The sequence below is a fragment of the Actinopolymorpha singaporensis genome, assembly GCF_900104745.1.
In the GTDB taxonomy this organism is placed as follows: Bacteria; Actinomycetota; Actinomycetes; order Propionibacteriales; family Actinopolymorphaceae; genus Actinopolymorpha; species Actinopolymorpha singaporensis.
Map to the genome: position 1 here is coordinate 3530813 of NZ_LT629732.1, position 26478 is coordinate 3557290.

Consider the following 26478-nt stretch of genomic DNA (forward strand, 5'->3'; position numbering starts at 1 on the left):
GTCGAGAGCCAACGGGAAGGGCTGACCCGCCGTGCGCTCCTGCACCGGTCTGGAGTCGCGGCGGCGGTCTTCTCCGTCGGCGCCTGCAGTTCCGGATCGGGTGAGCCGGAGGGGCCGAAGAAGGGGACGACACCTTCCGGAAGCCCGAACCGCAAAGGATCAGACCGCAAGCCGCTCGCGCCCCCTGCGTCGTTCAAGGAGGCTCCTGTGCTCGCCGCACAGGTGAGGCAGGGCACGCTGCCACCGGTGGAGAAACGCCTTCCGGAAAGCCCCTACGTCGTGCCGCACAACCGGCTCGAGCCGGGCAACTACGGCGGCACCCTGAGGATGATGCTGCCGGCACTGACAACGCCCAGATGAAGCAGTACATGTACGGCCACTCACCATTGCGGTGGCTCAACGACGGCCTCGACATCGGCCCGGCCTGGTCGAGAGCTGGGAGTCCAACGAGGACGCGTCGGAGTGGACGCTGCACTTCCGCAAGGGACTGAAGTGGTCCGACGGCCGGCCGTGGACCACCGCGGACGTCATGTTCTGGTGGGAGGACATGGTCCTCAACGAGGACCACCCCGAGGTGCCCCCGGACGAGGCGAAGTCCGGCAAGGGCACGCTCATGCAGATGAGCGCGCCCCACGACTTCACGATCGTGATGAAGTTCGACGCGGCGCCCCGCACCGCTGACCGCCGACCGGCTCGCCATGTGGGTCAAACGGGGGAGCGGACCCGGCTGGATGGAACCGAAGCACTACATGAAGCAGTTCCACCCGCGTTACAACAAGTCCGTCCCCAAGGACTGGGCCAGCGCCGACGGCGAGTTCGAGAAGAAGCGCAACTGGCAGTTGAACCCCGTCAACCCGACCATGACAGGCTGGCGGCTGAAGTCGTACAAGGAAGGCCGTCAGCTCACCTGGGAACGCAACCCCTACTACTGGTGTGTCGACCGGAAGGGCAACCAGCTTCCCTACATCGACACCCTCACGGTCGGAGCAGTGCAGAACCCTGAGGTCGCCAAACTGCATATCCAGCAGGGCAAGCTCGACTATCTCATCGGCTCGTTCATGGGCGTGGTACTCGGTTCCGTCAGGCTCTCTCACACGCCTTCATGTCCAACTCCGGCTGGGGCGTCGGTGACGGCCCGAACTGCCTGGTCTACCCCAGTGGCTCGTCCCGTTGGAGCCGAGCCGGTGGGCGCCGCTGGAAGGGCAGTACTACAACGTGCGGGGCACTCCGGAAGAAGGCAAGGAAGAAGACGTCGATCCCTTCAAGCGGACGCCGCCCCGGATGGCCCCCGAGCCGGGTGGACCGGTCGAGCGGCTCTGGAAGCTGCACGACCAGAGCAAGACCGAGGCCGACGAACTCGCTCGGCACCGCCTCGTGTGGGAGATCACGAAGATCCACATCAAGGAGGGGCCGTTCTTCCAGGGCTCGGTCTCGAACTCACCCGAGATCGTGCTCGTACACCAGGAACTGAAGAACGTCCCCCGCCGGAACAACCTTGCCCAGGGCGGCTTCACCGCTCCCTGGATCCACCCCACACCGGCGGTCTACGACCCCGAGGTGATGTTCTGGTCCGCTCCGGAGAAGCACAAGGGCTGATTCTCTCGGTCGTTCTTCTGTCCCGGTCCGGTGCCAACGAGAGGTTGCGTGCGCACCGTGATCTGTCGGCGACACGACTCCTGGCATGGGCTCCAGCGCGTGATCAGGATCGTGCCCGGAGTCACGAAACACTGTCCGAAACCCATTGCACACAGCCGGTCGGCGTTATGCCGTTGTTAGCTGGCCGAAATCGGAAAACCCACGGCAAACCAAGGTGGCGTACCTATTCTTCTCGTCACCCCCGGTGAGCTCGGCCAGTACGGCGGCCTCACCGCTCGTAGCCGCAGCGTTGGGATTCGGTGGTGAAACGTATGGTCCGTCGAACAACGACCAACAACCCCGCAGGCGAGAACCAGCAGAAAGGGCTGACGCGTCGGAGTCTCCTGTACGGGTCCGCGGTCGCGGCCGCGGCCCTTTCCCTCGCCGGCTGTAACTCCAGCTCCGGCGGGCAGGAAGGCAGTAAGAAGACCGCGGCGAAGTCCGGAAGCGCGAACCGGAAGGGTTCGGCACGCAAGCCGCTCGCGCCCCCGTCGTCCTTCAAGGAAGCTCCCACGCTCGCCGCGCAGGTGAAGGCGGGGAAGCTGCCACCGGTGGAGAAGCGGCTCCCGGAGAAGCCGTACGTCGTTCCGCACAACTGGCTGGAGCCCGGCACCTACGGCGGCAACGTGCGGATCATGATCCCTGCCACCGACGACGGTCAGCTCAAGGAGTACATGTACGGCCACTCCCCGCTGCGTTGGCTCAACGACGGCCTGGACATCGGGCCGGGACTGGTCGAGAGCTGGTCGTCCAACGCCGACGCGTCGGAGTGGACCCTGCACTTCCGCAAGGGGCTGAAGTGGTCCGACGGCCAGCCGTGGACCACCGCGGACGTGATGTTCTGGTGGGAGGACATGGTCCTCAACGAACAGCACTCCGAGGTTCCACCCGACGAGGCCAAGTCGGGCAAGGGCACGGTCATGAAGATGACCGCACCGGACGACTACACGCTCGTGATGAAGTTCGACGCGCCCGCACCGCTGACCGCCGACCGGCTCGCCATGTGGGTCAACCGGGGCATCGGACCCGGCTGGATGGAACCGAAGCACTACATGAAGCAGTTCCACCCGCGTTACAACAAGTCGGTCCCCAAGGACTGGGCCAGCGCCGACGGTGAGTTCGAGAAGAAGCGGAACTGGCAGATCAACCCGGACAGCCCGACCATGACCGGCTGGCGGCTGAAGTCGTACAAGGAAGGCCGCCAGAGCACCTGGGAACGCAACCCCTACTACTGGTGCGTCGACCGGCAGGGCAACCAGCTTCCCTACGTCGACACGCTCACGGCCGCCGCCGTACAGAACCAGGAAGTCGCCAAACTCCAGATCCAGCAGGGCAAGATCGACTTCCTGGTCGGCGGCTTCATGGGCGTTTCGCTGAGCGACGTGTCGGGACTGAAGGCGGCGCAGAAGTCGAGCAAGACCGTACCCATCCTCTGGGACGCCGGCGACGGCACCGGGGCCGCGTTCTTCTTCAACTACGACTACTACGAGGAGAACCTCCGCAAGCTGATCCGGGAGCCGAAGTTCCGGCAGGCACTGTCGTTGGCGTTCAACCGCGACGACGCCCAGAAGACGATCTACTTCAACACCGGTGAGAAGACCACCGGAACGATGAGCACCAAGGCCATCGAGTACCACGTCGACGACCAGGGCAAGCAGGTCTACAAGCAGTGGCGTGACAGCTACGTGAACCACGACCCCGAGAGGGCGAAGAAGATCCTCGACGAGCTCGGGGTGGTGGACAAGAATGGCGACGGCAAGCGGGAGGCGCCCGACGGCAGCAAGCTGATCATCCGGCTGCAGTACGCCTCCAACGTCGGCAACGACTACAAGAAGCTGAACGACCTGCTGGTGCGCGACTGGAAGGCGATCGGACTCGACGCTCGTCAGTTCCCCATCTCGCCGGAGGCGTACGGCACCGAGTGGAACACCGGCAAGCTCATGTCCAACTCGGGCTGGGGTGTCGGCGACGGTCCGAACTGCCTGGTCTACCCGCAGTGGCTCGTCCCGTTGGAGCCGAGCAGGTGGGCTCCGCTGGAGGGGCAGTTCTACAACGTACGTGGCACCCCGGACGAGCACAAGCAGAAGAACGTCGACCCCTACAAGCGGACACCACCCCGGATGGAGCCGGAGCCGGGCGGCCCGGTCGCGCGACTGTGGAAGCTGTACGACAAGAGCAAGACCGAGGTCGACGAGATGGGCCGGCACCGACTGGTGTGGGAGATGACGAAAATCCACATCGAGGAAGGCCCGTTCTTCCAGGGTTCGGTGTCGAACGCGCCCTCGGTCATGCTCGCGCACCAGGAACTGAAGAACGTCCCCCGGAAGGAGAACCTCGCCCAGGGCGGCTTCACCGCTCCGTGGATCCACCCGACACCGGCGGTCTACGACCCCGAGACGGTGTTCTGGTCGAATCCCGACCAGCACAAGGGATAGGCCGCTCGGTCGACCTACCGCGTCGGTGGCCGGTGCCCTCGGACCAGTGTTCCGGGGTCACCGGCCACGGCCGTCCTTCGTCCCCTGCAGGCGCTGAGCGAGCACCGCGGCCTGGCTGTGCTCGACGTCCTTCGTCGCCGTCAGGAGGGTCACCGAGCTTCGGCGTGCGAGCTTGCGGAGCCGGTCGAGGACGGCGTCGCGTTCGGGCTCGGACAGTTCGGCGGAGTAGCGGCGCCGGAACTCTTCGAACTTCTCCGGTTGGTGGCTGTACCACTTGCGCAGCTGTGTGGACGGCGCGATCTCCTTCTCCCACGAGTCAAGTGCGGCCGCCTCCTTGGTGAGGCCTCTCGGCCAGACCCGGTCGACGAGAACCCGCGTACCGTCCTCCGATGAGGGTGGGTCGTAGACCCTCCGAAGCCGGACTCTGGTCGTCACGATCCTCACCTCCTGCGCAAACCTGTGCATGCCTGGCTGGTCGGCCAGGTGTGTCCCTGCATTCAGGATCGCTCGCGTTGGGCTGAGACGGAAACGGCGTCGGCCGGTGACCGCGACAGTGGTCACCGGCCGACGCCGTTGCCCGGCCCGGCCGGGCCAGGTGCCCGGCCGGGCTGTAGTCCTTACGGGTTGGTGGCCGCCGTGGGCTTGTGCGCGTTCCACCACTCGTCCTGCGAGGCGTCGCCGCCGGCGTAGTGCACGGTCGGCATGGCCAGCTTCCAGATGCCCCGACCGTAGGTGGCGGCGTACAGGTGGTCGTCGCCCTTCGGCCCCGGCTCCAGGTCGTTAACGACGGTCGCCGGCAGGCCGGTTCCGAGCCTGGCCCAGTTGCCGGCCGCGTCGCGGAGGAAGACGCCGAAGTCCGTGCCGAGAGCGACCCTGCCGCCGTCGACGTACTTCACCGTGTTGGCCGGTACGTCAGGAAGGCTGGTCGAGGCATCGCTGCCGTTGGACCAGTCGTGCCACGTCACGCCGTCGGTGGACTCGAACAGGTGCCCGACGCCCGCACCCGGCCCCTCGACCCAGTGCCGCGAGAACCCGTTGAACGCCAGCAGGTAGTGAACCTGCCCGGTGGCGTCGTGGTAGACGTCCGTCCCGGAGATCATCCGGTTCGGCAGCGTACCGACGACCTTGCCGCCCGCGTCGACCACCTTGGCATCGCCGGTGGTCACGATCTTCCAGCCGTGGGTGGCGGAGCCGTCCTTGAGCGCCGCGGCGTTGGCCTGCCCGAACGCGTAGCCGCTTTCGAACGCGCTGCCGGCGTTGCACGAGCCGCAGAACGGCACGATGGCGTCACCCCGGTCGGAGGCGACCGCCGTCGCGGTGCGCGCGGCGGTGCCGGCTGCGTTCGTGCCCAGATCGACGAGCTGGTTCCAGTCCTTGCCGGAGGCGATGTTGAAGCCCTTGGTGTTCAGCCAGACGTGCTGCCCGCCGGCCAGCCAGTTGTCGATGTCCTGGTGGTCGGCGGCGAACGGCGCGGTGAACCGGGCCGTCGTCTCCGGCGGCTTGATGCTGCGCGTGTGCGCCTTGCCGAGGTCGGTGAACGAGTCGGTCCCGGTCGCAGCGGCGCACACATTGGTCACCCGCATCGCCAGGTCGACGTACTCCTGGACGATCCGGCAGCCGTCGTTCGGGTCGACGAGGACGTCGCCGCCGTCGCCGCCGAAGTTGGAGCCCATCGTCTTCTCGGACGAGGCACCGGTGAACAGGATGGAGCCACCGTTGTCCTGGAGACCACCGCTGACCACGACGCCGTTGTGGTCGTACGCCCTCGTGCCCATGATGGCCGCCGCCTTGTCCGGGTCGACCTTGCCGATGCCGACGGCGTAGTACTGCAGAAAGTCCGGCGTTCCGCTCTGCGGAGCGCTGAGGCTCTGCCAGTCGGTTGCGTGGCCACCGCTGTTGGTCCGGCCGCTGACCGGCCGGGTGTAGAGCCCGCCGTCGTTGCCGACGTAGAGCCGGCCGTTGGCGATCGCGGCGGCGTGCTGGTCGGAGTGCGTTGTGCTCGGGCAGCCCAGCTGGTCGGCGTTCGGGTCGCTGCCCCAGCAGGAGAAGAAGAAGTTCCAGTACGGGCCGGGGGTGGTCCAGCTCGCTCCGGAGTTCTTCGTCTCGTAGACCTCCTCGAGCCCCGCGAACACGTGGTCGTCGTTCGCCGGGTCGACGGCGAGGAACTGGTTGTACCAGGCCTGGACGCCGGGCTGGTAGCCCGGGTTCACCGCACCGGCGTGCTTGACGGTCGGGTCCAGCGCGGAGCCGGCCTGTGCCAGCTTGTGCGAGTCGGCGATCTTGGACCACGGTCCGGCCACCGAGCCGCTGTTCGAGACGTAGATGCCGCCGAGTTCGGAGTAGCTGATGCCCTGGCTGGCGTGGTCGGGGTTGTGCACGAGCGCGTACAGCTTCTTCCGGCCCCAGGCGAAGGTGGTCCGTCCGATGTCCTTCGGATTGATCGAGCCGGTCACGTTCGACCTCGCGAACGTCCACGACTGCGTGCCCGCGTCGTAGCGCCCGTCGTACCAACCGTTGTCGCTGCCGCCGGCGACCCAGCCGAAGGCGGCGACCAGGTGGTTGTCGTTCGCGGGCTCGATGGCGACGTCGGTGACGTAGTTGTCGGTGCTGTGGGTGCCGGTGGGAGTCTCGCCGGGCAGCGCGCTCGGGTTGGGCACGAACACCGGCTGCCAGTTGGCGTTCAGGTCCGTGGTCGAGTGGCGCCACAGCCCGAAGCTCGACGGGGCGTACGCCCAGGTGCCGGCCTTGTTGAACCGGATCTGCTGGATGACGGCGCCGTCGAAGAGGTTCTTACGCGTGCCGGTCTGGCCGGGCGCGGCGTCTCCGTCGGCCAGGTGGGTCCAGACGGGCGTGGTGCTCGCGTGCTCGGCGACCCAGACGCCGTCACCGGTGTAGGTGGTGGCGCCGGTCGACCCGTCGCCGGTGGCGTACCACAGCTCGTCCCGGGCGGCGACGTAGGCGAGCGCACCGCTCGACAGCGCGGGCACTCCGCCGCTGACGTCGGAGATTGGCGTCCACGGGCCGTTCTGGGCGACGTTCTTGCGGTAGACACCGCCGCCGGCACCGGCCGCGAACAGGTAGTCGCCCCCGGCCGCGAGCGCCTGGACCCGGCCGGTCACGAAGCCGCTGCCTGCAGTCGTGTTGGCGTAGTAGTCGCGGTAGCGCTGGTCGTCGGAGTTGTAGGGGACGTCGCTGACCTCGTCCCAGGCTCCACCCGTCGACGTCATGCCGTGGATGTGGTCGACTGCCGCGGTGTAGCCGCCCTGGAGCGCGAAGCCCGGAGCGTTGCGTGCGTCGTCGAACTGGGCGAGGGCGCTGGTGATCTCCTTCGTCTCGCCACCGGCGCCGTCGGCCTCGTCGACGCCCTGGATCTCGTGCAGGTACTCCTTCGCTACGTGGGGTAGCGCTGTTCGGTGCGTGGTCTCGCCTGTGCCTTGGGGGGTGGCGGTCGTGCTCACTGCGACCACGGTTGCTGAGACCGCAGCGATCGCTGCGCAGGTCAGAGCAAGTGGGCGACGAGGCCGACGGAGAGGTACTCCGGACACGTCTGCTCCTCGAGAGCAAGAAGGGTGGGTGCGCTGGGGCTGGCCCCAAATGTTCGTTTAGTTTCTACACGCAACGAGCGCTTCTGTCATGGCGCTCCGGGGCCCTTTCCCTCCGGACCGGGGCCCGACGGGTGAGGTACGTCGTCCGCGGCCGCACCTAGCCTGCGCGTAACGGCCTCTGAGCCTGCCGGAGCGGCGGTGCACCGAGCCGCTTCCCGTGTGCCCGGGCGGCCGCCTCGTGTTCGAGTGACTGGGGGGACTGGATGAACGACAGCGACTCCGGCCGACGAAGTGGCATCGAGGACGCGAACGCACAGGACTGGCTGGGCTCGAACCAGGACCCCGACGTCCTGCTGAGCGTCCCCGACCTCGGCGTGGACAAGATCACCCTCACGGTCGAGGATCTCCAGGCGGACGTCGACCTTCACGCGCGGGTCCTGCAGGTCGTCGACCTGCACGTGGGCGCCCACGCGTCGCTGGGAAAGGTCGACCTGGAGATCGACAACGTGCACGCGCAGGCCATGCTCAAGGTCAAGCTGGACAAGGTGGCCGAAGTCGTGGACCGGGTGCTCCGGACGATCGACAACAACCCCGAGATCGTCACCAGCCTGACGGCACCCGTCGGCCGAGGTGTCGAGGAACTCGGTCGCGGCGCGGGCGAGGGCGTGCGCGCTCTGGGCCGAGGCTCGTCCTCAGGGACGGAGGACGCCGCGTCGGGCGAGCCCGCGGCGGAGAAGGCTCCATCGGTGGAGACCGACTATGACGTTGACTACGACGAGCCCGACCGCGACGAGCCCGACCGCGACGAGTCCGATCGCGACGAGTCCGATCGCGACGAGCCCGACCGCGACGAATCTGATCGCGACGAGTCCGACCGCGACGGGGGAGACCGCCACGGCGGAGACGGCGACGAGGGGGAGCGACGTACCGAGCACCGGAGGAGGAGCGCCCACCAGGCAGGCCGGACGGAGCCGGACCGCCGGGGTGAGAGGGCGCGGGACAGGAGGGACCGAGACGAGATCCGTTCCCGAAGGCGGCGCCGCGAGTCCGAGGGGCGTTAGCGTCCACCCACACGTTCGGGCAGCTCGAACGACCGCGCTTCCCGTGGCACCTGTCTCGACGCGACTCAGGACGTGACGAAGTACTGCTCCGGTGCGGTCGGGCCCGGGGTGGGGTAGCGCCAGGACGCGATCATCGACTTCGGCACGTTGTGGAAGTTCTTGCGCTTGATGCCGAACGTCCCGACCGGGAGGACGGTCCCCAGCACCCAGAACTCCTCCGCCGCGATCCGCAGGATCTCCATGAACAGCTGACGCCTGCGGGTCTCGTCGACGGTCTCCCCGATCTGGTCGTACAGGCTCATCTGGCGACGTGCGGCCTCGGGCGGCTTCTCGCCGCTCTTTCCGCGGCTGGTGTACCAGGTCGCCCACAGGAGCGCGAAGTTCGACTCGTTGTTGGCCGGGAAGTACCACCGCGGATCGACGATCCCGTCGCGGAGGCCGCCGTCGCCGGTCCACACGCTGGCGTCGTGTTTGTTCGCCTCCTTGCGGGTGTAGTACAGCGAACGGTCGATCGAGTAGAGGTTCATCTTCACCCCGACGCGTTCCCAGTAACCGCGGACAAGTTGGAGTGCGTCGATCTGGGTCGGCTCCTCGGTGATCACGTCGACGTTGAACGTCAGCCGTTTCCCGTCCGGTCGCAGCCTGAAGCCCTGGGGGTCGCGGCGGGTGTAGCCGGCGCGGTCCAGGTGCTGGTCGGCGAGCTTCGGGTCGTACGTCGTGTACTGCGTGGCGAGCCGCTCGAGGTAGAACTCCGACTCCTTGCGCGGAGCCGCCTGCCAGGGTTCGCCCTGGCGCTGGTAGACCGCCGCGATGATCTCCTTCCGGTTGATCGCGTGGGACAGGCCGATCCGGAAGTCGCGGTTCAGGAAGACCTCCCGGAGCTTTCGGTCCGGGTGGTTGAGGTTGAACGCGATGACCGTCTTGTTCATCGTCGAGTCGAGTCCCTCGACGAACTCGTACCCGCCGCGGTCCCGGTTCTGTGCCAGCACCGGCTTGTTCTTCGGCGTACCGAGGTTCGGGTTGTAGAACGTCGGGCAGAGGAACTCGAACTCTCCGTCCATCGCCCGCAGCAGTGCGGCTTCCTGGTCGCTGATCACGTGCCGAACGATGCGGTCGAGGTAGGGAAGCTGACGGCCCTCGGGGTCGGTCTTCCAGTAGTACGGGTTGCGTTCGAGGACCATCCGCGTGCCCTGCTGGGTGACGCTGGTGGTGTGCCACGCCGTCAGCAGCGGAACCTCCGGCTGCCAGATGTTGCCGATCCACCCCTGTGACCCGCCCTTCTGGGCGAAGAGCTGATACCAGTGGTCGGTCTTCTCCTTCTTCAGCAGCTCATCGATGTTCTTGTTGTACTTGGGGTGGAACTGGCTGAAGTAGTGCTTGGGGCAGATGGTCAGCACGTGCGCACCGTTGGACGCCAACTGCTCGAGGAACAAGCCGTTCGGCTTGGTGAAGACGAAGCGGAACGTGTGCTCGTCCACCACTTCCAGTCGTGCGGGCCGGTCGGCGGTGACGAAGAAGGACGGCGGTGCGGAGAACAGCTCGTTGTTGAGCACCACGTCGTCGTAGGCGAAGGCGATGTCCTCGGTGGTGAAGGGTTTTCCGTCCGACCACTTCATGCCCCGGCGCAGGTGGAAGGTGTACCGCAGACCGCCGCCGCCGATCTCCCACGACCGAACGACGTTGGGGATCACCTTCTTCCAGTCCGCACTCCACCGGACCAGCCACTCGTAGTAGACCTCCGCGCCGCCGGCCGCAGGGGGACTGTCGCCGAACAGGTCCCACTGGCCTCCGTATGTGCCGAGTCGCTCCTGTGGCGTGACCACCAGAGGATCGGTGGGCAGGCGTTGTTTCAGCGGCGGAAGCTGGGCGGCCCTGACGCGTCTGGTCAGCTCCGGCGCCTCCTTGGCGCCGGCGGAAACGCTCTGCCCGCCGGCGCCGCCGCCCTGTTTCGCCTGCGGTTTGGTGGACAACATGTCGCAGCCGGACGCGAACGCGGCGGTGACCACAACACCGCCGGTACGCAGCAAATGTCGCCGTGACGGGTTACGCCGGACCAGCCTCTCAGGCTCAGGCTCAGGCTCGTGCTCCGGGGTCTGTTCGACGGCATCGTTCGACCGATCTCGGGGCATGGCAACCGCCTCTCTTTGCAGGGAGGCTAGAGCGGTCCTGTGGGTCCGTACACGGCTTGGTGCGACCATCTTCGGACGGGGAGCAACCTTCCTACACCTGACCGCTGTCTAGAAGGTCGCCGCCAGAATCCCTGCTGATGAAGTCGGAGAGCATCATCCGTGGTGTGTCGAGCACGTTCGGCGCTGCGACGTGGAGCACGCGCTGGTTCATCAGTACGACGTCGCCCGGCCGACCGCAGAGCTCGACAACCCGAACGTGGGCGCCGTCGATGTCCGCGCCCTCGAAGTAACGGCGGAGCTGATCCTCACCCGTGACCGGTCGCTGCCACAGGTCGGCGAACCAGCCGTGACGGCCTGCAAGTACGGCTTTCATGCCGCTGGTCTTCATGAACCCTCCTGCCTGCTGACAGAGTTGCCAGGTCAGTCGGTGTGAGCCGGCCATGACCAGGGTGCCGCCGCCGCGAGGGCGTACCTCGTCAAGGAAGGTGAAGGCGACGAGTCCAGGCGTCGCTCCGGTGGACCACTGGGTGGAGTCGACGTGCCAGTTCCTGGCCGGGATCGCCCAGTCCTGGTGTGGGTTCGGGAAGGTCACGAGCGGGTGACCCCAGTGTGCAGGCCGGACCCATGCCGTTCCCAGGAGGTCGGTGAAGGGCTCGGACAGATATTCACTCAGTCCGTCGAAAGCACCTGTGCGCATGAGGGTCTTGAAGCCGGTGCGGGCTTCGAGGGGCTTCCAGGTGGTGGGGTCGTCGTACCTGCGACCGTGCATGAGGGACAGGAAGTCCCACAGGCGGTCACGCATTGCCAGTGCCTCGGCCGTCGGCACCGTCCGGGGCAGCGGGAGCAGCCCGTCCAGTTCGAACCGTGCCATCTGCTCGGTGGTCAACATCGCTCACTTCTCCTGGTCCGGGCCGGAGCGGCGACGTGACCCTCGGAAAGACAACGAGTCACATCACCAGATCCGGCGTAGGTGAATCTGGCTGGTGACTTCGGGTGTCTGCCCGAAGGTAGCGCCGACGCTACCTCTCGGACCTTTGTCCGCGCTACCCGATTCCTTCTCCGCCGGCGCCGACGGTCGGCACCTCGCGGGAAGGGACCGACGCGGCATGGTGAAGAGTGGGTTGAAAGCTCCTGACACAGAAAGGAGTACGCCCATGAAGATCAACCGATCTTCGTTCGCCGGGATGCTCGCGTCGGGCGTGGCGGTGGTGGCGCTCACGACCGGTGGCGTGGCGGCCGCCGACAACCCGGCCACTGCTGGCAGTGGGACGCAGCCGGCCCAGGTGACACAGACCACGCGGACACTGCAGATGCGACCGTCGGACGACATGCACGGCATGCATGGAATGCACGGCATGTTCGAACGGGTGCTGCACGGTGAGTTCGTCATGGCGAAGCCTGGAGGCGGCCACCAGACCTTGCTGGTCCAGCGAGGTGCGGTGCAGAGTGTTGGCTCCACCGAGATCACGTTGCGCAGCAGCGATGGCTTCCGGGGCGCCTACACCGTCGGTGCGGACGCAATGGTCGTCGCCGGACGGAACGGCATCGCGTCGATCAAGGATGGCGACCAGGTGGTCGTGGTCGCGACGGGAAGCACTCAGAACGCGACCGCGGTGCACGTGTTCGACCTCTCGCTCATCAAGTCTCATCACGGCAAGCAGCAGATGCCTCGCTGACGCGAGCATGCCAGCTCAGCGAGGGCGAAACGCGAAGAGGTGGTAGAGCCGCTGCAGTGTGAAGCCCACAGACTCGGCAGTGCGGTACGACCCCAGATTGTCGTCGTTGCAGTGCCAGCCGACCTCGGTCACCCCCTGGTCGAATGCGAGCGTGACAGCCGCTCCGGCGACCTGGGAAGCAAGTCCGCGGCGGCGGTGCTCGGGTGCGGTGTGGATGCCGATCTCGGCACGGTTGCCGACCACGCAGTCGGCCAGGCTCCAGCTGGCGACGGCATCGCCGTGCAGTGCCACCGCGCCGAAGGCATGGGAGAGAAACCTGTCTTTGCTACCCCAGTTGCCTTCCATCCAGCGCCGCAGGTGGCCAGGCACGTTCTGCTGCCGGAGGAACGCCGCGTCGATCGGGACGATTCGGTACCCGGGAATCGGGTTCGGCCGGGGCGTCGGCTGGTCGGTGCCGAGCAGGTAGTGCCGCCGCAGTACTGCGACGTGGGTGAGTTCCGGCGCGAGCATCTGCGCAGCCTGCGCCCAGCCGTCGTCGTGGGCGCAGGACAGCGCAAGATCCTCGTCACGTCCGGGCAAGAAGGTAGCTGCCAGGTGTTCGTGCAAGCCCGCGACGACACGGCTGTTCGTGGGGTCGCCACCGACGAAGTTTCCCTCCGGGCTGTGTACGAACACCGCACTCGGGCGTACGGAGTCATCGGCGAACACTTGGCCAGGCATCGCACCGGCGAGTACCGCCACCAGGCTGAGCTGGTGATCAATCCCGGCGAGCAGCGGACCGACGGCGGCGTACGCCTGCCGGGGGAGCCTTCTGAGCAACCGTCCTCCACTAGTCGGAAACTCCCGGGTAGCGGCCGATGTCAGGTCTGCGGAGCCTTCTCGTTCGCCACGATGTGCACGAGCATCATGCGCGGGGTGTCGAGGACGTTCGGTGCAGGTGCGTGAAGTGAGCGGGAGTTCATCAGGATCACGTCGCCCGGCTCGCCGGTCAGCTCCGCCACGTGCAGTGGCACCCCGTCGACGACCGCGCCGTCGTGAAGGTACCGCCGACGTCGATCGCCGGCAGCGTTCCGCGTCCAGAGGTCGCGGAGCCACACGTCGCGGGACGCCAGTCGAGCCTTGAGTTCTGAGGACCGAAGGCGGGCGTCAGGGCCGACGGCGGCGACGGTTCGCCGTACAAGCTGGTGCGACCCGGCTACAACGACGGTCCCGCCTCCACCGGGTGCCGTGGGCGCCAGGAAGGTGAAGATCGTCACCGCCTGTACGTCGTCGGCGCTGCCAAGGCCGTCGGTGTGCCAGCTCAGGTACGGCACGTCCCAGGAGGTGCCCGGCAGCGGGAACGTCACCAGGGGGCGGCCCCAGTTCCTCGGCCGGCGCCAGTTGTCCGGGCCGAGCAGGTCGTCCAGTGCGGTGCACACGGCGTCCGAACCCATGGAGTCGAACACCCCGGCTCGGCTGAGAGCCTGGAAGTACCACGCCTTCTCGACCGTCCAGGTCGTCGGATCGTCACGGCTGATTTCGTACTTGTCGGCGAGGAAGTCCCACACCTGCTCGCGCATCGCAGCGACCTCGGGCAACGGGATCGCCTTACGGAGACGGACGATGCCGAGTCGATCGAACTGCCGACGCTGGGCGTGTGAGAGCACAGCTCCTCCTTCGCCTCGCCAAGGAGTGATGACAGGCGGCCGACGAACAGACCGTAACGAGGTGTGAGATCGGTGTCACCCAGATTTCCGCTTGAAGATCATCCGAGCCGTGCGAGTGCGGCACGGATGACGGTTTCGACCCGCTCGGCCATTGCCTGGTGATCTGCCGGTGCCGAGTGCGGCATCTGCTCCGAGGCGTGGGACAGCCAACCCGACCCGAAGGCCAGCAGGCTTCGGAGATCGCAGCGCGGGTCCACGCGTACGCCGGCCTCCTTCTCGTACCAGTTCAGGAATTCCTCCGCCGCTTCCGCGCTCAGCAACGCGGCCAGCCCCAGCCGGCACAGCCCGACGTCTGTCTCGCGCCGGCCGCTGCCCGCGAACGTCCAGTCCACCACGCCCGACAGTGCGCGGTCCCGCCACAGCATGTTCAGCGGCTGGTAGTCACCGTGCACGAAGACGGGCTGGCGGGCCGATTCGTGAGCGCCGGCGGCGGCCTCGTTCACGGCACCGGCCAGGCCGGCGTCGCGCGTCCACCCATGGATGGTGCGCTCGTCGAATCCGTGCGGATCCGTCGCCGCGAGCTCTTCGGCCGGGACCCGGTGAATCCGGCTCAGAACAGATGCCATCTTGCGTACGCCGTCGGCGAGGTCCTTCGGGCTGCGCGCCGGGTGACCGGGCAGAGCCGTCATCAGCAGCGCCGGCACGCCCGTCCGGCCGCCGGACCTGTCAGCCGCCAGAAGACGTGGCACCGGCAGTTCATGGCCCGCAAGTGCCCGGAGGCCGGCCGCCTCGCGGTCGACCAGTCCTGGTCCCCAGTCCCGCCACTGGTCGCCTGCCCATCGGCGCAGTACGACGTCGACTTCGCGGCCACCGGCGACCACGCTCAGCCGGTCCATGGTGGCAGTGAGGCCGCCGACCAACCTGGCGGTCCGCACGACTCTTGCGTTGCCACCGACGGCAGCCTCGACCCATCTCAGAGCCTGTTCCGACGGCGAGCGGTGTTCGCGCCTACCCATCAGGACGACTGGACGCTGCCGAGTGAGTGAGCCGCGGCGTACTCCTCGATCGTCATGCCCATCAGCACGACGTCGTGGTACTTCCCGGCGAAGTACTGCGACCTTCGGCGTCGGCCCTCCACGACGAAGCCGAGCTTCTCGTGCACCGTCAGAGAAGCTGTGTTGTAGGCGTAGATCTCCACATCGCACTTCTGGAAGCGCCGTTCGCCGAACATGTACCGCAACAGCAGGACGATCGCCTCGCTGGCGTAGCCGCGCCGCTGGAAGTCAGAACCGATCGCGATGCCGTAGGAGAAGACCCCGGAGTTCTTGTCGATCCTGTTAGTGCCGAAGGAGCCGACGAGCCGGCCCTCGGCAAGCGACTCGATACCGGCACCGAACGCGTCGTCGTCAGGCGTTCCGACGCCGGACTCGAGATATCGGCGATAACCGGCCTTCGAACGTGGCGGGTGGAGTCGGTCGTTGTTGCGCATGACCGTGCTGTCCTGGTCGAACTCCATCAACAGGTGGAACTCTTCGGGCTCGATGCCCCGCAGCCGCACGCGTTCGCCAACCCAGATCGAGCTCACGCGCCGGACCGTAGCAGGGTCTGGTGCGGCGAGGCGACCAGAAATCGTGGAACCGGATGGCCGGTGGTCGTGGAGGTGACGAGTGCGCCGGGCGTGCCGGCCCTGTTCCCGGCACCGAAGCTTGTCCGGGATGTCTTGTGGGTACAGACCAGACGTCGAAACGAAGAACCTATTCATGTGGGAGTGGAGCTGTCGTTTTTCCATCGGCAGGAGCTTCAGCATTCGGCCACGCCCGAGATGGCTGACGCGGTGTTCGCGAGGAAGCTGCCGCGATCTTCTCTTCGGCATCGGGGCGGAGGAGTTCGGCCATGTGGAGATGCTTGCCACCATGATCGCCCAACTGTTGGAGGGAGCTCCGGTCGGCGTGACCGAGGGGCGATCCAGGACGACCCAACCGTCGCGGCGATCATCGGTGGTACGGACGTGCGACATGCCATCGTCGCGGGCGCCGGCGCGCGTCCGGTGGACAGCATGGGCAATGGCCAACGCGCACGCGGAGATGCAGGGCGACTGCAGGTGGCCATGGAGGACCGGCGAGTGTCGTACCAGTACATCAACTTCTCGGACGGCCTGGCTCCCACCCCGACCTGCCCCACATGACCGGACCCGCGACCGGTGGCGACCTGTCGTTCGACGTCCTCGCCGCCCTGGCGGCCTCGGCCCCCGCCATAGTCTGCGGTGACACCGGGGTTGCTCATCTGGCGAGTGCCTTCGGCACCCCGTCGGTCGTACTTTTCGGGCCCGTCCCGCCCGCACGCTGGGGGCCGCCGGATCGCCCCAGCACAGGGCTCTGTGGCATTCCGGCCCGCCCGGTGACCCGCACGGTGAGGGGGTCGATCCGCTGGCGTCCATCCAGGTGCCTGAGGTGCTCGACACGCTGCGTTCGTTGCTGGTCCTGCCCTGACCTACGGCGCGATCCCCGAGCCGAACACGTCCGTCCTCACCAGGCGCCAGGAGATGGTTACGGCCAGGACGGCTCCGCTCGCGGGATGATGACCAGCTCGGGAACGACGCTGCCGGGCGGGACGGACAACGCGTACATCACCGTGTCCGCCACGATCTCCGGCGGTTGCAGCTTGCTCGTGTCGGCGTCGGGGAACCTGTCCATGATGAACGGGGTTTCCATTCCCCCGGCGATGATGCCGGTCACGCCGATGCCCATACAGTCGCGCTGGGCCTCCTGGAACAACGTGTGTGTGAAGGCGCGCAAGCCTGACTTGCTCGCGGCGTACGGGCCGGCCTCGGTCCAGGTCCGAAGCGAGGCGGTGGACAGGATGTTCACGATATGTCCTGCCCCCTGTTCGACCATCCGCCGATAGGTGGCGAGGCAGAGGTTGACGGGGCCGACCAGGTTGGTGGTGATCACCTGGGCGGCTTCGGCCGGGGACAGGTGCTCGATCGGCTTGGACACGTCGACCGCGGCACAGTTGACCAGGATGTCGAGGGACCCGGCCTCGTCACAGACTGTCTCTACTGCCTCGTGAACCAGGTCCGCGTCACGAACGTCGAGCGACAGCGGCGTGGCAGTGGATCCGGTGCTCCGTAGTTCCGAACACAGCCCCATCAGCAGTTCGGTCCGCACGTCGGCGATCCACACGGCCACTCCACTCGCGGCCAGCCGTCGGCTGATCGCCGCGCCGAGGCCCCGCGCGCCACCGGTGACAAGGGCCGACCTGTGTCGGAGTTGCACCATGAGGTCCACTTCTTCCGCCGTCGCTGCAGGAGCACTGACGCCTATACCCGCAGGTGCGGGCTCGCCAACGACGTCCCAGGGCGGATGGGCGGATGGTGCCAGGCGAGGCGCACACCAGCTGTAGCTTGCGCTCGTACCCGCATCGGGACCCGGTCAGTCGCCGATGACGCAGAAGAGGTTGCCGTCTGGGTCCGCGAGCACGACGAAGTCGGCATCTTCGGGATAGACCCAGTCGGGCTTCGTCGCGCCCAGTGCCAGCAGGCGCTCGACCTCCGCCTGCTGCTGACCGGGCTCCGCCCACAGGTCGAGGTGGGTGCGATCCGTCTCGTCCAGGTGCAGTCGGGCGCCCTTGCCGGCGGGGTCGACGAGGAAGTCCGGGTTTTCCGGCGTGGGTTGGTACCCCAGCGCCTTGGACCAGAACCCCGAGGCCCGGTGGCGGTCGGACACATTCAGGACGATCGCTCCGATGTTCACCATCGCCACATCGTGTCGTACCCCGGCCGACATGCGGACTCAGCCAGGCCGCCGGAGCCCCCGATGTCACACCTGGGGTCTCCCGCACGTCCCTTGGTCGGGACGGTCCGAGAGAAGCGCGGAAAAGGATCGCGAAACACCGTCGGAGAACTGGGCTGTCGGTGGTGAAGTTCGAGGTGGCACGTGAGGATGGCTGGTGTCCCCAACGCAGATCGGGAGGTCCGTCATGCATCCGTTCGGGGTGGCCATGCAGGCACACCACGTCGAGAGCGCGGTGGCTCTGCTGGCAGAGGACGTCGAGTTCCGCAGTCCCGTCGTCTTCGCGCCGTACCGCGGCCGTGATGCGGTCGCTCCTCTTCTGTACGCCGTGGCCGAGGTGCTGCAGGACTTCCGCTACACACGGGAGATCGGCGCCGGCTCGCACGACGTAGCCCTGGTCTTCCGGGCGCGTGCGGGTGACCGGGAACTCGAGGGATGTGACTTCCTGCACGTCGACGAGTCCGGCGCGATCGACGAGCTGTGCGTCATGATCCGGCCGATGTCCGGCATACACGCGCTGGCGGAGCAGATGAGAGCGGTGCTGGAGGGCCGGGCCCAGACAGGTGACGAGGCCACGAGACGCTAGCCAGCCTTCGCGTTCCAGATGTCGCGGTGCAACCGCCACCGGCCTTTGGTCCTCTTCCACACGACCACGTACTTCACCACCCGTGCCGCCGCCGAGCGTCCGCGTCGCCTCGCCGACCTCGGAGCCGGTACGGCTGGACTGTTCGTCGTCGAGCGTCCGGAGCCGAACGTCCGTGAGCCCGGTCTGCTGCGCCACCGCCGTCCACATCTGCCTGATCGCCTCCGGCCCCTGACGACCGGGCCGTCCGGCGGGAGCGCGATCGCGTCGGAGGTGTAGAGCGAATGCGAACCGCGGTCGGGCCCGTCGAGGGATCTTTGCACTGCTAACGTCCCGCCATGGCTGATTCACCGATCAGGGTCGGTTTCGTCGGTGCCGGAGCCAACACCCGCCTCCGCCATATTCCGAACCTCCGGGCCCTGCCGGGAGTCGAACTGGTCGCGGTGGCGAACCGAACCCGCGAGTCGGGCGCCCGGATCGCCGGCAAGTACGGCCTCCAGCGTGTGGAGGACGACTGGCGCCGGGTGGTCGAAGCGCCCGACATCGATGCGGTCTGTGTCGGCACCTGGCCCGACCTGCACCGCGACGTCACCGTGGCTGCGCTCCGGGCGGGCAAGCACGTGCTGTGCGAGGCGCGGATGGCCAGGAACGCCGACGAGGGCCGCGAGATGCTCGCCGCCTCCCGCGAGGCGCCACACCTCGTCGCGCAGCTGGTGCCGTCCCCGTTCACCCTGGAGTTCGACTCCACGCTGGCGTCGATGATCAGCGACGGCCGGCTCGGTGACGTCCTGGCCGTCGAGGTCCACGCCGGCCAGTCGTTCGTCGACCGGAACGCACCCCTGCACTGGCGGCAGGAGGCCGGTATCAGCGGCAACAACATCCTGAGCATGGGCATCTGGTACGAAGCGATGATGCGGTGGCTCGGCACTGCGAAGCGCGTGACGGCGATGACCATGACGGCTGTTCCCCGGCGCAGGGACGACCACGGGAACTGGCACGAGGTCAAGGTGCCCGACCACGTGGACATTCTCGCGACGCTGGGCGGTGGCGGCGTCGCTCACCTGCGGTTCAGCAGCGTGACCGGACTCGCCCCGCAGACGGAGCTGTGGATCTTCGGGTCCGAGGGCACCGTGCGCTTCGAGCCGGACTCCGGACGACTCACCGCCGGACGACGGGGCGACAGGGAGCTGAGCGAGGTAGCGGTTCCAGCCGGGCAGCGTATCGGGTGGCGCGTCGAGGAGGAGTTCGTCAACGCCGTCCGGGGACGGGAGAAGGTCACGCGTACGACGTTCGAGGACGGCGTCCGCTACATGGAGTTCACCGACGCGGTCAGTCGTAGCGCCGCGACGGGACAGACCGTCGACGTCGCCGACCTCTGAGGGCCCCAGGTCGCCCGGAGCGGGCGGCGGAGCGGGCGGACCCTACGGGCCGATCACCCGGGGTGGGCCCCGTCGAGGGTGACGACATGCGGCGTACCGACGACCCTCACCGAGACACGCGATCCGACCGCTGGTGCCTCGTCACCCAGGACGCGTGCGCTCACGTCGACGGAGTCTCCGCGAGGGTCGTCGAGGCGGAGTTCGACGAGGGCGTCGTGGCCGTAGAACACCGTACGCGTCACTTCGGCGACGTACGGAGACGCGGTGGGCTCGCCGAGGCGGAGCTGCTCCGGCCGGATGAGCACCTCGCAGGGACCCGAGCCCGACACGTCAGGGACCGGCAGTTCTCCGAGGGCGCAGGTGACGACTCCGTTGTCCAGCCAGCCGGGCAGGAAGCAGGCCTCGCCGAGTGACACCGCCGAACGGCGGTCGGTCGGCGCCCGGTAGACGTACGCGGGCGCACCGACCTGCGTCAGCCGGCCCTCGTGCATGATCGCCACCTGGTCGGCGAACGACAGGGCCTCGGCCCGGTCGTGGGTCACGAGCACGACGGTGGCCTGCTCGTGCGCGAGAGCGGCGGCGACCGCCTCACGCGTCGCCACCCGGAGCTCGGGGTCGAGGGCCGAGAACGGCTCGTCGAGCAGGACGATCCGCGGCCGGCGCGCGAGGGCCCGGGCCAGTGCTACCCGCTGCTGCTGGCCACCGGACAGCTGGTCGGGACGCCGGTGCGCGAGATCACCGGTCAAGCCGACGAGTTCGAGCAGGTCACCGACCCCGGCTCTGGCGCGGCGCTCCCGGCGCGGCAGCCCGTAGGAGATGTTGGCGGCGACATCGAGGTGGGGGAAGAGGTTGCCTTCCTGCGCGACGTACCCGAGGCCGCGCTTCTCCGGCGCCACCCACACGCCGGGGCCGGCCACGACCTCGTCCCCGACCCGAACCTCGCCGGTGTCGGGGCGCATGAAGCCGGCGACGACGCGCAGCAGGGTCGTCTTGCCACATCCGGACGGACCGAGCACCGCTGTCGTACTGCCGGCTCGAACCGCGAGGTCGATGCCGTGCAGGACGGGCGTGCCGGAGTGCGACGCGGTGATTCCCGAGAGTTGGAGAGACCTCACGTGCGGGATTCCTCGTTCCTACCGTGGAGCAGCAAGTAGGTCAGCGGTGCCGAGAGTACGACGAGCGCCGCGGCGTACGGCGCGGCGGCGGCGTAGTCGAGCGAGGCGCTCGCGTGCCAGAACGCCGTGGCGAGCGTGTGGGTGCCGGTGGGGGCGAGCAGGAGTGTTGCCGTCAGTTCGGTGGTGACGGCGATGAACACGAGCGCGAACCCCGCCATGGTGCCACGGAGCATGAGCGGCAACTGCACGCGCCAGAACGCGCGGACGGGGCTGTCGCCGAGTGTGCGGGCGGCGTCGGCGAGCTCGGGCGGCACCGCCGCGATGGCGGCGCGCGTGGCGACCATGGCGCGGGGGAGGAAGAGGATGGTGTACGCGATCACGAGAACCATGGTGGTCTGGTAGAGCGGGCGTACGAAACTGATCGTCAGCGTGATGAGCGCGAGCGCCACGACGACACCCGGAAGCGACGCCGCGACGTAGGTGACGCGCTCGACGGCCACGGCGAACCACGACCGGCTCCGCGCGATGAGCCACGCGGCCGGGACCGTCGCCACCGTCGTGACGGCCGCGGCGACGAGGCCGAGGCTCAGGGTCGACCACAGCGTCGGGCCGAGGTTGGCCGGCTCGGTCGCCTGGTCGGCCCGGGAGAGCCAGGTGCCGAGGCTCCAGGCCGGGACCCCGAGGGCGAGAGCGGTGAGGACGGTCAGCCCGAGGAGGGCGAACGGCGTGGCCCGGCCGAGCCGTCCCCGCGTGGCCCGGCGGACCGTCCCCGAGCCGACGCGCGCGTGCCGCACCCGCCCCCGGGCGAGCAGTTCCAGCGTGAGGACCATTCCCGCGATGCCCATGAGGACCACGGCGAGGACACTGCCCGAGCGGCTGTCGAAGGCCACCTCGAACTGGTCGAGGATCGCCGTGGTGAACGTCGGGAACCGGAGCATCTCCAGGGCGCCGTACTCCGCGAGCAGGTGCAGGGCCACGAGCAGCACGCCGCCGAGCAGGGCAGGGCGGACCTGCGCGAGCCCGACCCGAGCGAAGGTGCGCCACGGCCCGTGCCCGAGGGCCCGCGCGGCGTCCTCGAGGCCCTGGTCGAGGGTGCGCAGGAGCGCCGCGACCGGCAGGAACACGAACGGGAAGTACGACAGGGAGGTCACGATGACGGCTCCGGCGAGCCCCTCGAACCCCGGCACGAGCGCGGACCAGGCGAAGCTGTTGACGAAGGAGGGCACGGCGAGGGGCGCCACGAGCGCGATGCGCCAGAAGGCCGTTCCCGGCAGCGACGTCCGCTCGACGAGCCACGCGGCGCCGACGCCGAGCACGATCGAGATCGCGCAGGTCAGCACGAGCAGCGACACGGTGTTGACGAGGAGTTCGCCGATCCGGGGGCGCCAGACGAGCGCGAACGCCTTACCCGCCCCGGACTCGAAGGCCTTGAATACGACGACGACGAGGGGCAGCGCGCACACCAGCGCGACCGCGAGCGCGGCCGCCCGCAGCGGCAGGGAGTCCCCGGGAGCCCGGCGTCCGGCCCGGCGCCCGGCCAGGCGCCCGGCCCGGCGCCCGGCCCGGCGTACGGATCGATCCGAGGGTGGGCCACCCGCGGGCGGGGCTGTACGCGTCTGCGTGGACGTCACCTAGAGGATCCCGGCCTTCGTCATGAGGTCGATGACCCTGGGCCCGTTGAGCTTGAACGGGTCGACCTTCGGCGCCTGGAGCGAGTCGAGCGGCGGGAGCTTCGGGTCCGACGCCGCGCCCTTGCCGACGGCGTACTCCTTGGAGTCGGTCGTGCCCAGCGCCTTCTGGCCTTCCTTGCTGGTGATGAACGCCAGGAACTTCTGCGCCTCGGCCGCGTGCTTGCTGCTCTTGAGGACGGCGCCACCCGAGAGGCTGACGAACGCGCCCGGGTCCTCGTGCTTGAAGTAGTGCAGCTTGGTGTTACCGCTGCTCTGCTTGTCGAGGGCCTGGTCGCGGTACCAGTAGTAGTGGTAGATGACGCCCATCGCGGACTGGCCGGCGTTGACGGCCTTCATCGTCGCGATGTTGTTCTGGTAGATCTTCGCACCCGACTTCAGGCCGGACAGCCACCGGGAGGTCTTGGCCTCACCCTCGATGGCGAGCATGGCGGAGACGATCGCCTGGAAGTCGGCGCCGCCCGCGGCCGCTCCCCACTTGCCGGCGTACTCCGGCTTGGCGAGGTCCATCAGGGACTTCGGCAGCTGCGCCTGCGAGACCTTGCTCGGGTTGTAGACGAGAACGGTGGAGCGGGCCGCGATGCCGACCCAGTTCTTCGAGGACGGGTGGTACCGGTCACCGACCTGGGCCAGGGTGGCGGCGTCGACGGGCGCGAGCAGGCCGGCGTTCTGGACCGTCGTCATCGCGGGGGAGTTCTCGGTGAGGAAGACGTCGGCCGGCGAGCCGGCTCCCTCCTGGACGATCTGTGCGCCCATCGACGAGTCGTCGCCGTAGCGGATCTGGACCTGGATCCCCGTCTTGTCCTGGAACTCCCGCCCCCACTCCTCGGTGAGGTTCTCGTGCTGGGCGCTGTAGATCGTCAACTTCGACTTGTCGAGCTCCCCGGTGGCTTCGAGGCTCCTGCTGCATGCCGACAGGCCGAGGGTGGTCGCGGCCGCCACGACAGCGGCGAGGATCATGGTGCGTCGGCGCGTCACGAGGAAACTCCTGGTGGCTCGAACGTTGGGCGGCGCGGCCCGGGGCGTGCAGCCGGTCGTGGGTAGGTGGTCACGGGTGGGTGGTCTCGACTGCGATGGCAAGCCCAGGAAAGGCTAACCTCGCTGAAGCGAGGTTAACCGAGACGACCCGAGGTGGCCGCACTCGGCCCCGGGATTTGATTTAGGGTTGCCTACCCTATTTACTACCTCGCGTGACCGCGAGCGCCGTACCTCTGGCCCCGTCACCGACCCTGCCCTGGGTGTCTCGGCTCGGGATCCACGGCACACGTCCGGCGCTGCGCACCTCCGTGGGCACCGCGGAGGGCACCGTCACGTACGCCGACCTCGCCCGCCGGGTCGACGACTTCGCCGCGCGCCTCGCCGGACCGCGCCGCCTCGTCCAGGTCGAGGGACGCTCCACGGTGGACACCGTCGTCGGCTACCTCGCGGCTCAGACCGCGGGCCACGTGGTGCTGCTGGTCGCGCCCGGCGAGCCCGCCGCCCGGCTGCGGGAGACCTACCGCCCCGACATCGTGCTGGATCCGGCCGGTGGGGTCGAGGTCGTCCGCGAGACGTCCGATCACCTGCTGCACCCCGATCTCGCGCTCCTGCTCAGCACGAGTGGCTCGACGGGTTCGGCCAAGCTCGTACGCCTGTCCGCGGCCAACCTGGCCGCCAACGCCGAGCAGATCACCGCCGCTCTCGGAGTCCGCCCCGACGACTGTGCGGCGCTCACCCTGCCGATCACGTACTGTTACGGCCTGTCGGTGCTGCACACCCACCTCGCCGCGGGGGCGAGCCTGCTGCTCACCGACCTCTCCGTCGTCGAAGACTGCTTCTGGCGGCTCTTCCACGCGGCCGGGGCCACGACCTTCCCCGGCGTTCCGCACACCTTCGAACTCCTCGAGCGCAGCGGCTTCGCCGAGCGGGACCTGCCGAGTCTGAGGTACGTGACCCAGGCCGGCGGCCGGATGGAGCCCGAGCGCGTCCGGCTGTTCGCCGAACTCGGCCGCACGCGCGGCTGGGATCTCGTCGTCATGTACGGCCAGTCCGAGGCGACCGCGCGGATGACCTGCCTGCCGCCCGATCTCGCCGCCGAGCACCCCGACACCGTCGGTGTCCCCGTACCCGGCGCGACGATCGACGTGGTGGACGGCGAGATCGTGTTCCGCGGGCCCAACGTCATGCTCGGGTACGCGGAGGAGCCGGCCGACCTCGCGCTCGGGCGCACCGTCTTCGAGCTGCGTACCGGCGACCTCGGTGAGCTGACTGACGACGGTCTCGTCCGCGTCGTCGGCCGGCGCGCGCGCTTCGTCAAGGTGCTCGGGCACCGCATCGACCTCGACGCCCTCGAAGGTCGCCTCCGCTCGCAGGGACACGACGTACGGGCCACCGGACGTGACGGGCTGGTCGTCGTCGCGTGCGATGTCGCGTCCGCGCCCGCCCGGGAGTCGCTGAGGCGCGCGGCCATGCGCGCGTGCGGCGTACCGCGCGAGGCCGTGCGGATCGTCTTCGTCCGGGACCAGCCGCTGCTCGTGTCGGGCAAACCCGACTACTCAGCACTCCTCGCGCTGGCCTGCCCGGCCCCGGCGGGGGAGGGGCCTGCACCCACCGGGGAGACGGACGGGCGGGCAGTAGCCACTCTCTACGGCCGCCTGCTCCAGCGCGACGTCGAGGACGAGGCGACCTTCGTCTCCCTTGGCGGCGACTCCCTCTCCTACGTGGAGGTGTCGATCCGGCTGGAGGAACTGCTCGGCCGGCTCCCGCCGAACTGGCACGTGACACCGGTGCGCGATCTGGAGCTGCTGCGGCCGGACGGAAAGGGCCGTCGGCGGCGCGGGCCGGCCACCCTCCTCACGCGTACGACGTGGCGCACGATGGAGACGAGTGTCTGGTTGCGCGCCCTCGCGATCCTCCTCATCGTCGGCACCCACGCCGGTCTCTTCGCGCTCCAGGGCACGGCCAACGCCCTGCTGGTCATCGCCGGCTACCAGGTCGCGCGCTTCCAGCTGGTCGACCCCGGGCGCCGGCGCCGGGCTCGCAGACTCGTCGGCGCGGCGGTGCGGATCGCCGTACCCAGCCTCGTCGTCATCGTCGGTGCGCATCTGCTCGGTGGCTACTACGAGACCCGCAACCTCTTCCTGGCGAACTGGGTGTTCGGCGAGCAGCAACTCGGTCCGCCGTGGCGGTTCTGGTTCATCGAGGCAATGGTCGTCGCGCTTGTGGTCGTCGCCGCCGTCAACGCCTCCCGCCGGGTCGCCGACCTGGACCGGCGTCACCCGTTCGGCCTGCCACTCGCACTCACCGTCGCCGCGTTCGTGCTCTTCCGGCTTCCGGTCCTGCCACTGCCGGTGCCCCGCATGCAGGGTTCGGCACTGGTCGTGCTGTACCTCTTCCTCCTCGGCTGGGCTCTGGCACGAGTGTCGACGCCGGCACAGAAGCACCTCATGACCGTGTTCGTGATCGTGACGATCGGCACCTTCTCGTTCAATCCGGCGCGGGACGGCCTCACGATCGCGTTCGTTCTGCTCATGCTGTGGCGGCCGGTGACGCGGGTGCCGAGTGTCCTCGTACCGGTCGTCCAGGTGCTCGCGGCAGCGTCGCTGTACATCTACGTCATTCACTGGCAGGCACTCGAACTGCTGTGGGGACATCCGATCACGGCGTTCGCCGGATCCCTCGCGTCGGGGCTCGCCTACTGGTGGATCTGGACGCGCCCCGTCGCGACGGCCTGGGGCGGCCTTTCGCAGCGGATCTGGCAGCGGGTCCCCGGGAGTTGGTCGCCGGGACACAGGGCAACTCCGTGAAGGTGGACGC

Annotated in this window: 22 protein-coding genes and 3 pseudogenes; 12 read left to right on the forward strand and 13 right to left on the reverse strand. The window is 68.3% G+C overall.

The window, feature by feature from the left end; translation table 11 throughout:
* Positions 1 to 207 precede the first annotated feature (207 nt).
* The 5 genes and pseudogenes from BLU27_RS30475 (at position 208) to BLU27_RS16135 (ending at position 4070) form a co-directional block, all read left to right on the forward strand.
* On the forward strand, positions 208 to 360 hold the full coding sequence (locus tag BLU27_RS30475; RefSeq protein WP_241827457.1) for a hypothetical protein: 153 nt from the start codon (positions 208 to 210) through the stop codon (positions 358 to 360).
* 31 nt (positions 361 to 391) lie between these two features.
* Positions 392 to 613: pseudogene (locus tag BLU27_RS30895) on the forward strand (ABC transporter substrate-binding protein); the annotation flags it as partial.
* A gap of 136 nt (positions 614 to 749) precedes the next feature.
* Positions 750 to 989 (forward strand): annotated as a pseudogene (locus tag BLU27_RS30900) (ABC transporter substrate-binding protein); the annotation flags it as partial.
* Positions 990 to 1170: 181 nt separating this feature from the next.
* Positions 1171 to 1596, forward strand: coding sequence for a hypothetical protein (locus tag BLU27_RS30485; protein ID WP_241828077.1), 426 nt, complete (start codon positions 1171 to 1173; stop codon positions 1594 to 1596).
* Positions 1597 to 1907: 311 nt separating this feature from the next.
* The gene (locus BLU27_RS16135; RefSeq protein ID WP_092654518.1) at positions 1908 to 4070 is read left to right on the forward strand and encodes an ABC transporter substrate-binding protein; all 2163 of its coding nucleotides are present in this window, start codon (positions 1908 to 1910) and stop codon (positions 4068 to 4070) included.
* Positions 4071 to 4127: 57 nt separating this feature from the next.
* Here BLU27_RS16135 and BLU27_RS16140 read toward each other — a convergent pair whose 3' ends face one another.
* Positions 4128 to 4505, reverse strand: coding sequence for a DUF488 domain-containing protein (locus BLU27_RS16140; protein WP_241827458.1), 378 nt, complete (start codon positions 4503 to 4505; stop codon positions 4128 to 4130).
* Between the two features lie 182 nt (positions 4506 to 4687).
* Positions 4688 to 7528 (reverse strand): hypothetical protein, encoded by a 2841-nt coding sequence (locus tag BLU27_RS16145; protein WP_092654520.1) that lies wholly within the window; start codon positions 7526 to 7528, stop codon positions 4688 to 4690.
* 350 nt (positions 7529 to 7878) lie between these two features.
* On the opposite strand from BLU27_RS16145, the gene BLU27_RS30490 reads away from it, so the two are divergent.
* Positions 7879 to 8676, forward strand: coding sequence for a hypothetical protein (locus BLU27_RS30490; RefSeq protein ID WP_092654521.1), 798 nt, complete (start codon positions 7879 to 7881; stop codon positions 8674 to 8676).
* 65 nt (positions 8677 to 8741) lie between these two features.
* Here the strand turns inward: BLU27_RS30490 and BLU27_RS16155 are convergent, their stop codons facing one another.
* On the reverse strand, positions 8742 to 10682 hold the full coding sequence (locus BLU27_RS16155) for an ABC transporter substrate-binding protein (RefSeq protein ID WP_157728574.1): 1941 nt from the start codon (positions 10680 to 10682) through the stop codon (positions 8742 to 8744).
* A gap of 214 nt (positions 10683 to 10896) precedes the next feature.
* Entirely contained in the window at positions 10897 to 11694 is a 798-nt protein-coding gene (locus BLU27_RS16160; protein WP_092654523.1) for a phytanoyl-CoA dioxygenase family protein, read from the reverse strand.
* 265 nt (positions 11695 to 11959) lie between these two features.
* Between BLU27_RS16160 and BLU27_RS16165 the strand changes: the two genes are divergently transcribed.
* Complete coding sequence (locus BLU27_RS16165) at positions 11960 to 12481, forward strand: hypothetical protein (RefSeq protein ID WP_092654524.1); 522 nt, start codon at positions 11960 to 11962, stop codon at positions 12479 to 12481.
* A 15-nt stretch (positions 12482 to 12496) separates the two neighbouring features.
* Here the strand turns inward: BLU27_RS16165 and BLU27_RS16170 are convergent, their stop codons facing one another.
* From BLU27_RS16170 to BLU27_RS16180, 4 genes are all read right to left on the reverse strand, one after another.
* A complete protein-coding gene (locus BLU27_RS16170; RefSeq protein WP_157728576.1) occupies positions 12497 to 13300 on the reverse strand; it encodes a GNAT family N-acetyltransferase in 804 nt (267 codons plus the stop codon).
* Between the two features lie 41 nt (positions 13301 to 13341).
* The gene (locus tag BLU27_RS29120; protein WP_157728577.1) at positions 13342 to 14127 is read right to left on the reverse strand and encodes a phytanoyl-CoA dioxygenase family protein; all 786 of its coding nucleotides are present in this window, start codon (positions 14125 to 14127) and stop codon (positions 13342 to 13344) included.
* 98 nt (positions 14128 to 14225) lie between these two features.
* Positions 14226 to 15062, reverse strand: coding sequence for a phosphotransferase family protein (locus BLU27_RS16175; protein WP_157728578.1), 837 nt, complete (start codon positions 15060 to 15062; stop codon positions 14226 to 14228).
* A gap of 80 nt (positions 15063 to 15142) precedes the next feature.
* Positions 15143 to 15712, reverse strand: a complete 570-nt coding sequence (locus BLU27_RS16180) for a GNAT family N-acetyltransferase (protein WP_157728579.1) — start codon at positions 15710 to 15712, stop codon at positions 15143 to 15145.
* 175 nt (positions 15713 to 15887) lie between these two features.
* Here BLU27_RS16180 and BLU27_RS16185 point away from each other — a divergent pair, with 175 nt between their 5' ends.
* Positions 15888 to 16394: a manganese catalase family protein gene (locus BLU27_RS16185; protein WP_241827459.1), complete on the forward strand. Its 507-nt coding sequence runs from the start codon at positions 15888 to 15890 to the stop codon at positions 16392 to 16394.
* A pseudogene (locus BLU27_RS31265) lies at positions 16309 to 16485 on the forward strand (glycosyltransferase family 9 protein); the annotation flags it as partial. The gene BLU27_RS16185 and the pseudogene BLU27_RS31265, both read left to right, overlap by 86 nt.
* A 188-nt stretch (positions 16486 to 16673) precedes the next feature.
* Here the strand turns inward: BLU27_RS31265 and BLU27_RS16195 are convergent.
* Positions 16674 to 17405 (reverse strand): SDR family oxidoreductase, encoded by a 732-nt coding sequence (locus tag BLU27_RS16195; RefSeq protein ID WP_092657789.1) that lies wholly within the window; start codon positions 17403 to 17405, stop codon positions 16674 to 16676.
* Between the two features lie 153 nt (positions 17406 to 17558).
* Positions 17559 to 17882 carry a VOC family protein gene (locus BLU27_RS16200; protein WP_092654528.1) on the reverse strand — a complete coding sequence of 108 codons (324 nt, stop codon included), beginning with the start codon at positions 17880 to 17882 and terminating at the stop codon, positions 17559 to 17561.
* 193 nt (positions 17883 to 18075) lie between these two features.
* Between BLU27_RS16200 and BLU27_RS16205 the strand changes: the two genes are divergently transcribed.
* A complete protein-coding gene (locus BLU27_RS16205; RefSeq protein WP_241827460.1) occupies positions 18076 to 18504 on the forward strand; it encodes a nuclear transport factor 2 family protein in 429 nt (142 codons plus the stop codon).
* A 335-nt stretch (positions 18505 to 18839) separates the two neighbouring features.
* On the forward strand, positions 18840 to 19880 hold the full coding sequence (locus BLU27_RS16215; RefSeq protein ID WP_092654531.1) for a Gfo/Idh/MocA family protein: 1041 nt from the start codon (positions 18840 to 18842) through the stop codon (positions 19878 to 19880).
* Positions 19881 to 19933: 53 nt separating this feature from the next.
* On the opposite strand, the gene BLU27_RS16220 is transcribed toward BLU27_RS16215, so the two are convergent.
* Genes BLU27_RS16220 through BLU27_RS16230 form a run of 3 tightly spaced genes read right to left on the reverse strand, consistent with a single transcriptional unit; the run spans position 19934 to position 23661 of the window.
* Positions 19934 to 20995, reverse strand: a complete 1062-nt coding sequence (locus tag BLU27_RS16220) for an ABC transporter ATP-binding protein (RefSeq protein WP_092654532.1) — start codon at positions 20993 to 20995, stop codon at positions 19934 to 19936.
* The gene (locus BLU27_RS16225) at positions 20992 to 22626 is read right to left on the reverse strand and encodes an ABC transporter permease (RefSeq protein WP_241827461.1); all 1635 of its coding nucleotides are present in this window, start codon (positions 22624 to 22626) and stop codon (positions 20992 to 20994) included. Before BLU27_RS16225 ends, BLU27_RS16220 begins: the two co-directional genes overlap by 4 nt.
* A complete protein-coding gene (locus tag BLU27_RS16230) occupies positions 22627 to 23661 on the reverse strand; it encodes an iron ABC transporter substrate-binding protein (RefSeq protein WP_241827462.1) in 1035 nt (344 codons plus the stop codon).
* 260 nt (positions 23662 to 23921) lie between these two features.
* On the opposite strand from BLU27_RS16230, the gene BLU27_RS16235 reads away from it, so the two are divergent.
* Positions 23922 to 26468 (forward strand): non-ribosomal peptide synthetase, encoded by a 2547-nt coding sequence (locus tag BLU27_RS16235; RefSeq protein ID WP_241827463.1) that lies wholly within the window; start codon positions 23922 to 23924, stop codon positions 26466 to 26468.
* Positions 26469 to 26478 lie beyond the last annotated feature (10 nt).